Source organism: Thiomonas sp. (assembly GCF_034007205.1).
Taxonomy (GTDB): Bacteria; Pseudomonadota; Gammaproteobacteria; order Burkholderiales; family Burkholderiaceae_C; genus Thiomonas.
This window is the reverse complement of the sequence record NZ_JAVERI010000017.1, coordinates 1-12,126: the sequence shown is the minus strand read 5'-3', so window position 1 is coordinate 12,126 and position 12,126 is coordinate 1. Positions and strand designations below refer to the sequence as shown.

The following is a 12,126-nucleotide window of genomic DNA, read 5'->3' as shown; positions in this document are numbered from 1 at the left end:
GCTAACTGGCTGCCACGCTGTATGCCCTCTCGTTTTCACCCGCTGATTTCGATTTCTTCGATGACCTCCCCACGCATTTTGCTGATCGACCACGACGCCGAGCGCGGGCAGCGCCTTTGCGACGCACTGCAGGGTGCGGGCTGCGTGGCCGCGCTGCACACGGCACAGGACACGGCGTTGCGGTCGGTCGAGCAGGGCTGGTCGCCCGATCTGGTGTTTTGCGACGGTGACGGCGCGGGGATCGACGCCGCGCGCGTGCTGAGTCGGCTGCACGGCCTGCACCCCACGCTGCCGGTGCTGATGATGGCGCGGCATGCCTCTGTGCAGGCGGCGGTGCAGGCGCTGCAAAGCGGCGCGGCGGATTATCTGAGCGCTCCCGTCGAACTCGCGCAGGTGCTGTCGAAGATCCGTCAGTTCGTTCCGGCGGCGGCGTCTTTGACCTTGCCGAAAGACAAGGCGCGCGCAGCATCGATCCAAGCCGCGACTTCGGCACCCACGGCGGCTGCCGGTGCAAGACCACCGGCCGCGCCACCGACCGTACCGACCGGCGCGCTGGTGGCCGAATCCGCCGCGATGCAGCAGATCCTGACCCTCGTGCGACGTGCCGCGCAGACCGATGTCACCGTCATGCTGCTGGGCGAAAGCGGCGTGGGCAAGGAGGTGATGGCGCGCCTGGTGCATGCGCAGTCGCCGCGCGCCGCAGGGCCGTTCATCGCCATCAACTGCGCCGCCATTCCCGAAACGCTGCTCGAAGCCACACTGTTCGGCTTCGAGAAGGGCGCCTTTACCGGTGCAGGGCAGTCGGCGCCGGGGAAGTTCGAGCAGGCGCAGGGCGGCACCCTGCTGCTCGACGAGGTGACGGAGATGGCGCCGGCGCTGCAGGCCAAGCTGCTGCGTGTGCTGCAGGAGCGCGAGATCGAGCGGCTGGGCGGGCGCAAGCGTATCGTGCTCGACGTGCGCATCGTCGCCACCAGCAACCGCGACCTGCAACAGGCGGTGCAGCAGGGCGTGCTGCGCGAGGACGTGTATTACCGCCTGAACGTGTTTCCCGTGCAGATTCCGCCGCTGCGCGAGCGGCGCGACGACATCCTGCCGCTGGCCAGGGCCATGCTGGCGCGGCATGCGGCGCAGTTTGGTATCACGCCGGTACCCCGACTCGAACCTTCGGCGCAGCAGGCGCTGCTGGCGCACCGCTGGCCGGGCAATGTGCGCGAGCTCGACAACGTGATGCAGCGCGCGGCCATCCTCAGCCAGAACGGGGTGATTTCGGCGGACGATCTGCTGTTCCCCCCAGCCGCCGCGCAGATGGCGCAACGCGACCCGGTGCCGCCGCAGCGCCAGCCCGCACCTTCGCCGCAAACCTTCGCAGGCGACCTGGGCAGCGAGCTGGCGCTGAACGAGCGCCAGCTCATCGCCGAGGCCTTGGTGCACAGCCAGGGTTCGAAGCAGCGGGCTGCGCAGCAACTGGGCATCAGCCCGCGAACGCTGCGGCACAAACTGCAAAAGCTGCGCGAAGCCGGGTTGAAGTTGCCCGATTGGCCCGACCTGCCTTGATTTCAGCCGTTGGAACGCCTTTTGCTTCGAAGGGCCAAAATGCCGGTTTTCAGCCGGTTGAATCGACGAAAATTTGCCGGAGGCCTCATGCAGATCGATCCCATGCAAAGCGTGCTCGCGCAGATGCGCAGCCTCACCGCGCAAGCCGCCGCCCGGCCTGCCGCTGCGGTGGGCGGCAACGCCGCCGCCGCGCTGGGGGCGACGGCTGCCTCGCAGCAGGCCGACTTCGCCGCCACGCTCAAGAGCGCCGTCGACGGGGTGAGCGGCGAGCTGCAGCACGCCAATGCCCTGCAGCAGCAGTTCGTTTCGGGCGCGGGCGATGTGAGTCTGAGCGATGTGATGCTCGCTTCGCAGAAGGCCAGCCTGTCTTTCCAGGCGGTGCTGCAGGTGCGCAACAAGCTCGTTTCGGCGTATCAGGACATCATGAATATCCAGGCCTGACTGACATATTTTTGACGCATCTCTCCTGACGCCCCCTCATGGCCACGACCCCTGCCGCCGCGCTGCAAGACCCCTTGGGTGCCTTCCGCCAGATGAACATGAACCAGCGCTTCACCTGGCTGGCGGGGCTGGCGGCGTTGATCGCGCTCATCATCGTCACCCTGATGTGGACGACGCGGCTCGACTACCAGGTGCTCTACACCAATCTGTCCGAGCGCGACGGCGGCGCGGTCATCGGCGAGCTGCAGAAGCTCAATATCCCCTACCGCATCACCGGCGGCGGCGCGGTGATCGAAGTGCCGTCGTCGCAGGTGTACGCCACCCGCATGAAACTCGCCGCCGACGGCCTGCCCAGAGGCGCCGGCGTGGGCTTCGAGGTGCTCGACAACGAGCCGATGGGCACCAGCCAGTTCGTCGAGCGCATCAACTACCAGCGCGCGCTCGAGGGATCGCTGGGGCGCACCATCGAGTCGCTCTCGGCGGTGCAATCGGCCACGGTGCATCTGGCCATCCCCAAGCCCTCGGTGTTCCTGAGCGAGGCGGAGAAGCCCTCGGCCTCGGTGCTGCTCAAGCTCTATCCGGGCCGGGTGCTCAGCGGCGCGCAGGTCGCGGGCATCGTGCATCTGGTGTCGTCCGCAGTGGCGGGGTTGCCCGACAAGAACGTCAGCGTGATCGACCAGGACGGCAACCTGCTCACCGCAGGAACGCGCGCCGACAGCGGCATCCAGCCCGATCAGCTCGCCTATCGCAACACCATCGAGCAGCAGTATCGCAAGCAGATCGAGGCGCTGCTCGCGCCACTGGTGGGCAACGACGGGGTGCGCGTGGCGGTTTCGGCCGACCTCGATTTCGCCAGGAGCGAATCCAGCTCGGTGTTCTACGGCCAGGGCCATGTGCTCAGTCAGCAACAGCAGAGCACCACGTCCACCGGCAACGCGGGGCTTCCCGCCGGAGTGCCCGGAGCGCTGACCAACCAGCCGCCGGGCGGGGTGACCGCGCCGTTCACCGTGGGTTCGGCCTCGGCGCCGCTCACGCCGCAGCAGCTCGCGCAGATCACCCCCAGCCTGAAGACCCTCGCGCCCACTGCGGCGAGTTCGTCGGCGACGACCAATTACGACCTCGACAAGACCGTCAGCCACACCCAGCAGCCCGTCGGCAGGGTCAAGCGGCTGTCGGTCTCGGTGCTGGTCAACGATCAGACCAGGGCCGGCAAGCCCGCGCCGCTGAGCGCAGCGCAACTGGCGCAGATGAAACAGCTCGTGGAAAACGCCATCGGTTTCGACGCCAAGCGCGGCGACACGGTGAGCATCGTCAACATGCCGTTCACCGCGGCGCAGAAGGAAGCCGAGAAGCAGTTGCCGCTGTGGCGCCAGCCCTGGGTCTGGGACGCCGTGCGGCAGGCCGTGCCCTATGCGATCGCGCTCATCCTCGGTTTCCTGGCCTACCGCGCCATGCGCAAGGCGGCGAGCGGGGGCAAGCGGCGTCGGGGCGAACAAGCGGCCGAGCCGGGCGCGGGTGCGCGCACCGCTGCGACAGAGGAAAGCGCTCAGGCGTCGCCCGGCGTGAGCGCGGGGACTGAACGGGCGGCGGCGGGACTGCCCGGCGCGCTGGCCCCGGACACGGTGCATTTGAGCAATACGCTGGAGTCGGATGCGGCGGTCTCGCGCGAACTGGTCAAACAAGACCCGCGGCGCGCGGCGCAGGTGGTGAAGGAGTGGCTGTCCGATGGCCAGTGAAAACGCCGATTTCAGCGGGCTCGACCGTGCCGCCGTGCTGCTGCTGAGCCTGGGCGAGGATCAGGCGGCGGAGATCATGCGCCATCTCGCGCCGCGCGAAGTGCAGCGCCTGGGCGTGGCCATGTCCAAGCTCAGCCGGGTGAGCGCCGATCAGGCGCATGCGGTGCTGCGCGAGTTTCGCGAAAAACTCGAAAAGCAGACCGCCCTGGGCCTGGGCTCCAACGAGTTTCTGCGCAGCGCGCTGACCAAGGCGCTGGGCGGCGATCGCGCCAATTCGCTGATCGAGCGCATTCTGCACGGCGGCGAGTCGAGTGGGCTGGAAAACCTCAAATGGCTGGAACCGCGCGCCATTGCCGACCTCATCAAGCTGGAGCATCCGCAGGTGGTGGCGCTGGTGCTGGCCTATATCGAGCCGGAGCAGGCCGGCGAGGTGCTGCATTTTCTGCCCGAACGCCAGGCCAACGAAGCCATGCTGCGCCTGGCCGCGCTCGACGGGCTGCAGCCCGGCGCGCTGCGCGAGCTCAACGAAGTGCTCGAAGAGCAGCTCTCGGGCGACTCGCAGGGCGTGCAGGTCGGCGCCGTGGGCGGGCCCAAGGTCACAGCGGAGATCCTCAACCGGGTGGAAACCGCGCTGTCGGCGAGCATCATGGAGCATCTGCGCTCGCAGGACGAAGAACTGGCGACCAAGGTGCAGGAACAGATGTTCGTGTTCGACGACCTGATCAAGGTGGACGACCGCAGCCTGCAGACCCTGATGCGCGAAATTTCGTCCGAAACGCTGATACTGGCGCTCAAGGGAGCGAACAATGCGCTCAAGGAGAAATTCCTCGGCAATATGTCCAAGCGCGCGGCCGAGATGCTGCGCGACGACATGGAGGCCAAGGGCCCGGTCAAGCTCAGCGAGGTGGAGGGCGCGCAAAAGGAAATCCTGCAGATCGCCACCCGCCTGGAGGCCGCCGGGCAGATCCAGCTCGGCAGCGGTGGCGGCGAGCAGCTCATCGGCTGATCCGGGCGCAGTTGACGACAGGTTCGCACGCCAGCCATGAGCCGCATCATTCCCAGGGAAAACGCCCAGGCCGCCCGGCGCTGGCAACCGCAGGACATGGACCCTGCCGCAGCGCCCGCAGCATCGGCCTCGCGCCAGACCCCAGGCGGGCCGCCGACCGCGCAGCAGTTCGAGGCGGTCTATGCGCAGGCCGAGGCGCAGGGCCGCACGGAGGGACGGCAGGCCGGGCTGGAAGAGGGGCGCCGCGAAGGCCATGCCGCCGGACACGCCGAGGGTCTGGCCGCCGGACGCGAACAGGCACAGCAGGAACGGCAGACGCTGCAGGCGCTCATCACCCGCCTGACCCAACCCGTTGCCGCGCTCGACGCCGAGGCCGAGACCGCGCTGGTCGCGCTGGCGCTGGAACTGGCGCGCCAGGTCGTGCTGCATGAGCTGCGCACCCAGCCCGAGGCCTTGCTGCCCATCGTGCGCAAGGCGCTGGCCGCGTTTCCGGCGCAGGCCGGCTCGCCCTCGGTGCGGCTGCACCCGCTGGATCTGGAGGTGCTGCGCACCGCTGCGCCCGAGCTCGAAGCGCAGGGCGTGGGCCTGCTGGCCGATGACGCCCTGCAGCGCGGCGATTTGATCGTGGATGCCGCCGCGCCTGGTCAGACCGCCAAACCCGACCGACGCTGGCGCTCGCGCGAGGCGGTGAGCGAGCTCGATCTGCGCGTGGAAGAGCGCTGGCGGCAGATCATGGCGCGGCTGTTCGAGGAAGGGCTGCAATGAGCCTGGCCGAGGTATCGCGCCATCTGCAAACCTTGCAACTGCGCCTGCAGTCGGGCGGGCCCTTGCCTCTGGTTTACAGCGGCAGCCTGGTGCGGGTGCGCGGGCTCATCCTGGAGGCGCAGGGGCTTCAGGCCAGTCTGGGCGAACGCTGCCGCATCAGCACCGAACAGAACCGCGTGATCGACGCCGAAGTGGTGGGCTTCAACGGCGATCATGTGCAGCTCATGGCGCTGGGCGAGGTGCAGGGGCTCACGCCGGGGGCGCGGGTGTATCCGGTGCCGGGCGACATCCGCATCCCGGTCGGGCCGGAGCTGCTCGGGCGCGTGCTCGACGGCAACGGCCGCCCGCTCGACGGCGACGGGCCGCTGCTGGCCTCGAACTACACCACCTTGTCGACGCAGCCCATCAATCCCCTGAGCCGTGCCCTGGTGCGCCAGCCGCTCGACGTGGGCGTGCGCGCGATCAATGCGCTGTTCACCGTGGGCCGGGGCGCGCGCATGGGCCTGTTCGCCGGCAGCGGGGTGGGCAAGAGCGTGCTGCTGGGCATGATGGCGCGCAACACCGATGCCGACATCATCATCGTCGGACTCATCGGCGAGCGGGGCCGCGAGGTCAAGGAGTTCATCGAAGACATTCTGGGCGGGCAAGGGCGCAGCAGGGCCGTGGTGATCGCTGCCCCGGCGGATGCGCCGGCGCTCACGCGCATTCGCGGCGCGCGTCTGGCCACGGCGATGGCCGAGTATTACCGCGATCAGGGGCTGAACGTGCTGCTGCTGATGGATTCCATCACCCGCTACGCCCTGGCGCTGCGCGAGGTGGCGCTGGCCGCAGGCGAGCCCCCGGCGGCGCGCGGTTTTCCGCCCTCGGTGTTCGCCAAGCTGCCCGCGCTGGTAGAGCGCGCGGGCAACGGGCCGGAGGGCGGCGGCAGCATCACCGCGTTCTACACCGTGCTGATGGAAGGCGACGACCAGCAAGACCCGGTGGCCGACAATGTGCGCGCGATACTCGACGGCCATATCGTGCTCAGCCGCCGCCTGGCCGAGCAGGGGCATTTCCCGGCCATCGATCTGCAGGCATCGATCAGCCGCGTGATGCCGGCCATCGCCAGCGCCCCCGAACTGCGGCGCATGCAAAGGCTCAAGGAACTGCAGTCGCGCTATGCCAGCCAGCAGGACCTCATCGCCGTGGGCGCCTACACGCCGGGCGCCGACCCGCAGCTCGATCAGGCGGTGCAGGCGCACGCGGGCATTCGCCAATTCCTGATCCAGGACCTGCACCAGGCCGTGAGCCTGGTGCAAAGCCGGCAGCAACTGGCCGATCTGATGACGCCGTATCTGCCCGCCCCGTCGGATTCTTGACGTTTTGGTCTGGGTTCCCGTTTCGGATTCGCGCTGCCCGTCCTGGCCCAAGGCTTACACTTTCGCTGAATTTCATTCGGCCCGCAGCGCATGACCTACGACAACACCCTCAGCCCGCAACGCCTGGAAACCCTCCAGGCCTTGCATGCGCAAGCCGTAGACGCCGCTCAGAATGCGGGACAGAGGGTGGGCAAGCAGCAGGAAGTTCTCAGGGCCGCCCGGGCGAAGCTGGCCCAGCTCGAAAGCTATGCCGCGCAATATCGTGGGCAGATCGACAGCCTGGGTGCGACGGGCGCCGCCTGGAGCCAGGTGCGCGATCTGCGCGGTTTTGTCGATCGCATCGAGTCGACCATCACGGCGCAAAAGATCGAACTCGACCGCCAGCAGCTCGTCCTGACCGAGTTGATGGGGCAATGGACGGCATTGCGCCAGCGCGAAAAGGCGTTCGAGGTGTTGATCGACCAGCATCAGGCACAGCAGCGTCAGGGACAAAAGGCCAGCGCCCTGAAGAACCTGCAGGAATGGGCGGTGCGGCGGGTGTCGCAGTTTCTGCCCAGCTCGCAACAGCGGTCGGATTTTTAGCGTCATCGCAAAGCCACACGGTCTGGCGCAGGTTTTGCTTTGAACGGGCATCCCGCCGTTTGAGCCGCCATCATGCCGCTGATCGTTCCTGCCGTTTCCACTGCCGCTGCATCGCCTGCCGAATCGTCGTCTTCCGGCGCAGCGACGTCTCAGTCCGAGAGCGGACCGCGCTTTGCCGACGCGCTTTCGCGCGCGGACAAGGCCGCGCAACCGACCGAGCCATCCGCTGCCGCGCCCGCCAGACCGTCCACTGCGCAGCAAACCGCCGATGCGCCGTCTTCGAAGACACAGGCGCAAGGTAAGGCCGATGCGGCGCAAACGCTTCAAGGCGCGCCGTCGCAAGACCCGGCAGCCGCGAATGCAACGGCCGCGGCGCAGACGCTGAGCACCAGTGGCGCCCTCCAAGCGGCAATGGCGGCATCGCAAAGCGGCAAAGTCTTGCCGCAGGACGCGCGCAAGGCCGATTCGAAGGATGCGCCCTCGGCCACGCCGCCTGCCGCACCGGGTTCCGTGCTCGCCGCCATGCTGCAGGCGCCACTGGCCGCGCCCGCTGCGGTTGCAGACAAGCAGGCCCAGGCCTTGCCCGCATCCACCGCACGGGTCGCAGCGCAAGACCTGCCCTTGCCCCACGGACAGGCGATTTCCGCGCGCACGGAGGCATCGGCGGGCAGCGTCGCCCGCAAGGGCGCCGAGAGCCTGCCCGTGTGGATGCAGAGTCTGGCAGGCCACGGCGCCGATACCGCGCAGCCCAGTCGTTTCGCGGCCGTGCAGCAGGCCATCGCCACGGCCTCCGGGCTTTCGGCCCCGAGCACTTCACCCTCGAACCACGCCGACTCAAACTCAAGCCAGTCGGCCGCGACGCCCGCCCCGGTCGCTCAGGCCCTGACCTTGGGTTTGCCGCAGACCCGTGCTGCCGCTCAGCCGACGTGGGTGAGCACGGTGTCGGCCCACATGAGCGCGCCCGACTGGGGGCAGGCGATGAACCAGCAGGTGCTGCTCGCGGCGCAGGGGCAGCAGCAATTCGCCACGCTGCACCTCAATCCGCCGCAACTCGGGCCGCTGGAAGTGCATCTACAGATGCACGACGGCCAGGTTCAGGCGCAGTTCGTTTCAGCGCATGCCGTGGTGCGGCAGGCGGTGGAAGCGGCGCTGCCGCAGTTGCGTGATGTGTTTGCCGGCGCCGGGCTGTCGCTCGGCCAGACCTCCGTCGGCGCGCAAGGCGGGCAGGGCGAGCATCAGCGGGCGCGTGCGCAGCGCGGCACATCGGGGTCGGGCGCCATGGGCGACATCGCTGCAGTCAGTTCGCCAGGGGCTTCCGCCCTCCCCGTCGTGCGCTGGCAACAGGGATTGGTCAACACCTATGTTTGAACGCCTGACCCTTCAAAGCGCGGCGGGTGTGGCGCGCAAGGCGGCGCCCCTTCAAAAACTCTGCCTCTGTGTCGTTGAATCAAACCGTGAAGCGCCGTTGATCGGGCTTCACGCGCAATGGGTGCGCAGCGTGCTCGCCCAGATCAACACATCGGGAGCGGGGTATGGCGGAGCAAGAGGCCAGGGCCAAGGAACAGGGCGGCGGCAAGACCAGGTTGATCGTCATCATTCTGGTGGCGATCATCGTCTTGATGGCGGGGGGCGGCGCCGCGGCATTTTTTCTGATGAAACCCAAGGTGCCCCCTACCGCGGCCGAACTGGCAGCGCAGGCCGCGGCCGAGCGGGCGAAGAACCTGCGCTTCATCAGCATGGAGCCCTTCGTCACCAATCTGCAGAGCAGCGACGGCACGGTGCACTACCTGCAGGTGAAAATCGATCTCAAGACTTACGATCCATCCATTGAAGGCAAGGTCAAGCTCATGATGCCCGAACTCCGCAACAACATCCTGCGCATCCTCGCCGCCCAGTCGACAGACAAGGTCGACACGGTGCAAGGGCGCGATCACCTGCGCGAAGAAATCCTGCATTCGGTGAACAAGGTGCTCGAAGGCGCGCCTGCGGCAGCCGCGGCCAGCGGCGGTCACGGCGGCGGGGGCGGTGCGGCCCCGGCTGCGCAGGGTCACGCCAAGGCGCCGATCGACGGCGTGTTTTTCACCGCCTTCGTGGTGCAGTGAGATGAAACAACCCCCACGCTCGCTTTGCTCGCTGCCCCCCAGGGGGGCTGTCAGTTCCTTCGGAACGGCCGTGCGGAACTGACATGAAACAACCCCCACGCTCGCTTTGCTCGCTGCCCCCCAGGGGGGCTGTCAATTCCTTCGGAACGGCCGTGCGGAACTGACATGGTCCAGGACGTTCTCTCCCAGGACGAAGTCGATGCCCTCTTTGGCGGGCTGTCGGGCGAAGAGCCCGTGGCCGAGCCGGACACGGCAGACGAGGGCGGAGTGCGCCCTTACGACCTGGCCAGTCAGGATCGCATCGTCCGTGGGCGCATGCCCACGCTGGAGGTCATCAACGAACGCTTCGCCCGGCTGTGGCGGGTGAGCCTGTTCAATTTTCTGCGGCGCGCATCCGAAATTTCCGTGTCTTCGGTCAAGCTGGTCAAGTACAACGAATTCATCAGCGGCCTGGTCGTGCCCAGCAACCTCAATCTGGTGCAGATGAAGCCGCTGCGCGGCACGGCGCTGTTCATCTTCGACCCGCGCCTGATCTTCAGCGTGATCGACAACTTCTTCGGCGGCGATGGCCGCTTTCACGCCCGCATCGAGGGCCGAGATTTCACCGCTTTGGAGCAGCGCATCATCAAGCGCATGCTCGACATGGTGTTCAAGGAATACAAGACCGCCTGGGCGCCGGTGTTGCCGCTGGAGCCCGAGGTCACGCGCTCCGAGGTCAACCCGCAGTTCGTCAACATCGCCACGCCGACCGAAGTGGTCATCGTCACCACCTTCAATGTCGAGATCGAGGGCGGCGGCGGCAGTCTGCATGTGTGCATTCCCTACAGCATGATCGAGCCCATCCGCGACCAGCTCACCACGGGCATGACGACCGATCGCAGCGAGGTCGATCACCGCTGGATCAAGGCGCTGCAGACCGAAATGCGCGAGGCCGAAGTGGAGATGCGCGTGGAGCTGTTGCAGCGCCAGGTTCTGGTGCGCGAGCTGCTGCAGTTGCGTGTGGGCGATGTGCTGCCGGTCGAGATGCCCGAAACCGTGGTGGCCCGGGTCAATGGCATTCCCGTGCTGCTGGGCGAGTACGGGCGGCACGGCGACAAGATGGCGCTCAAGATTCGCCAGCAGCTTTTCCCTGATGCGCCCGAGAGGGACCAACTGCTGGCGCATGCGGCGCCCTGATTCCGATTTCTCATGGCCGCAGGAACTCTCATGGCAGAAGACACCCCCACCCATACCGCAGCCGCAGACGATCTGGCCGACTGGGGCGAAGCCATGGCGGAGCAGGGCCTGGCTGCCGCGCCCGCTGCCGCCGCCGCACCCGAGCCGAAGGCCAAGGTACAGCCCGCGCCTTTTGCCGAACTCCATGCCGATCAGGACCGCGCCGCGCACAACGAGCAGCTCGATCTGGTGATGGACATACCCGTCACGCTTTCGGTCGAACTCGGGCGCACCAAGATCCAGATCCGCGAACTGCTGCAACTCGCGCAAGGCTCGGTGGTCGACCTCGACCGGCTTGCTGGCGAGCCGATGGACGTGCTGGTCAACGGCTTTCTCATCGCCCGGGGCGAAGTCGTGCTGGTCAATGACAAATTCGGCATCCGCCTGACTGACATCGTCAGCCCGACCGAGCGCGCCCGGCGTTTGGCTTGATGCACGGGCTGGCGGACGCGGCAAACCCCTCCCCATGCTGTGGAGAGGTCGGGAGGGCGCGCGTCCTAGAGGCGGCTGGGCGGCGAGGGGTGTTGCCTTGGCCCGCGAACCCTCACCCCAACCCTCTCCCGGAGGGAGAGGGGGCCGATCTCACCTCCTCCACTCGTGGGGGAGGTCGGGAGGGGCATCCGAAGGTGGCGCGAAGCGCTGTTCTCACCTCCCCCACTTGCTGGGGGAGGTCGGGAGGGGCATCCGAAGGTGGCGCGAAGCGCTGTTCTCACCTCCCCCACTTGCTGGGGGAGGTCGGGAGGGGGAGCGGGTTCTCCATTCATCGCCGTTCTTCCTCACCCATCCCCACCCCAACCCTCCCCACAAATGGGGAGGGAGCAAACATGCTTCCCCCGCCGGTGTTTGCTCCTCCTCCACGCAGTGGGGGAAGCGGGGAGGGGGGCTCGAACCGCTGCGTTCTCATTCGAGCTTGAACTGCCGCATGCTCTCCTGCAAGGCCTGCGCCTGCGCATTCATTTCTTCGGCGGTGGCCGCAAGCTCTTCGGAGGCCGAGGCGTTTTGCTGCGTCACGGCCGAGAGCTGGGCGACGGCCTGATTGATGCTCTGCACCCCGGTGGCGAGTTCTTCGGAGGCGGCGGAGATTTCCTGCACCAGATCGGAGTTCTTGCTCACTGCGGGCACGATCTGCGCGATCAGACCGCCTGCGGCATCGGCCTGCCTGACGGTGGAGGCCGCCAGATCGCCGATCTCCTTGGCCGCCACCTGCGAGCGCTCGGCGAGCTTGCGCACCTCGGCGGCCACCACGGCAAAGCCCTTGCCATGCTCGCCGGCACGGGCGGCCTCGATCGCGGCATTCAAAGCCAGCATATTGGTCTGGTAGGCGATGTCGTCGATGATGGAAATGCGCTCGGCTATTGCCTGCATGG

At 67.4% G+C, this 12,126-nt stretch carries 12 protein-coding genes; 11 read left to right on the top strand and 1 reads right to left on the bottom strand.

What is annotated here, in order from left to right; translation table 11 throughout:
- Positions 1–60: 60 nt before the first annotated feature.
- From RBR52_RS12870 to fliN, 11 genes are all read left to right on the top strand, one after another.
- Complete coding sequence (locus RBR52_RS12870; RefSeq protein WP_320377680.1) at positions 61–1,554, top strand: sigma-54 dependent transcriptional regulator; 1,494 nt, start codon at positions 61–63, stop codon at positions 1,552–1,554.
- Between the two features lie 87 nt (positions 1,555–1,641).
- Positions 1,642–1,995: a flagellar hook-basal body complex protein FliE gene (fliE, locus tag RBR52_RS12865; RefSeq protein ID WP_320377679.1), complete on the top strand. Its 354-nt coding sequence runs from the start codon at positions 1,642–1,644 to the stop codon at positions 1,993–1,995.
- Positions 1,996–2,033: 38 nt separating this feature from the next.
- Positions 2,034–3,731 carry a flagellar basal-body MS-ring/collar protein FliF gene (gene fliF, locus RBR52_RS12860; protein WP_320377678.1) on the top strand — a complete coding sequence of 566 codons (1,698 nt, stop codon included), beginning with the start codon at positions 2,034–2,036 and terminating at the stop codon, positions 3,729–3,731.
- Complete coding sequence (fliG, locus tag RBR52_RS12855) at positions 3,721–4,737, top strand: flagellar motor switch protein FliG (protein WP_320377677.1); 1,017 nt, start codon at positions 3,721–3,723, stop codon at positions 4,735–4,737. Before fliF ends, fliG begins: the two co-directional genes overlap by 11 nt.
- 36 nt (positions 4,738–4,773) lie before the next feature.
- Positions 4,774–5,502, top strand: a complete 729-nt coding sequence (locus RBR52_RS12850; RefSeq protein WP_320377676.1) for a FliH/SctL family protein — start codon at positions 4,774–4,776, stop codon at positions 5,500–5,502.
- Positions 5,499–6,860: a FliI/YscN family ATPase gene (locus RBR52_RS12845; protein ID WP_320377675.1), complete on the top strand. Its 1,362-nt coding sequence runs from the start codon at positions 5,499–5,501 to the stop codon at positions 6,858–6,860. The genes RBR52_RS12850 and RBR52_RS12845 overlap by 4 nt, the downstream gene beginning before the upstream one ends.
- A 90-nt stretch (positions 6,861–6,950) precedes the next feature.
- Positions 6,951–7,442 carry a flagellar export protein FliJ gene (locus RBR52_RS12840; protein ID WP_320377674.1) on the top strand — a complete coding sequence of 164 codons (492 nt, stop codon included), beginning with the start codon at positions 6,951–6,953 and terminating at the stop codon, positions 7,440–7,442.
- 72 nt (positions 7,443–7,514) lie between these two features.
- Positions 7,515–8,810, top strand: a complete 1,296-nt coding sequence (locus RBR52_RS12835; RefSeq protein WP_320377673.1) for a flagellar hook-length control protein FliK — start codon at positions 7,515–7,517, stop codon at positions 8,808–8,810.
- A 164-nt stretch (positions 8,811–8,974) separates the two neighbouring features.
- Entirely contained in the window at positions 8,975–9,544 is a 570-nt protein-coding gene (gene fliL, locus RBR52_RS12830; RefSeq protein ID WP_320377672.1) for a flagellar basal body-associated FliL family protein, read from the top strand.
- Between the two features lie 165 nt (positions 9,545–9,709).
- A complete protein-coding gene (fliM, locus tag RBR52_RS12825) occupies positions 9,710–10,720 on the top strand; it encodes a flagellar motor switch protein FliM (protein ID WP_320377671.1) in 1,011 nt (336 codons plus the stop codon).
- Positions 10,721–10,750: 30 nt separating this feature from the next.
- Positions 10,751–11,191: a flagellar motor switch protein FliN gene (fliN, locus tag RBR52_RS12820; protein WP_320377670.1), complete on the top strand. Its 441-nt coding sequence runs from the start codon at positions 10,751–10,753 to the stop codon at positions 11,189–11,191.
- Positions 11,192–11,659: 468 nt separating this feature from the next.
- On the opposite strand, the gene RBR52_RS12815 is transcribed toward fliN, so the two are convergent.
- On the bottom strand, positions 11,660–12,126 hold a 467-nt coding region (locus RBR52_RS12815), incomplete at its 5' end, for a methyl-accepting chemotaxis protein (protein ID WP_320377669.1).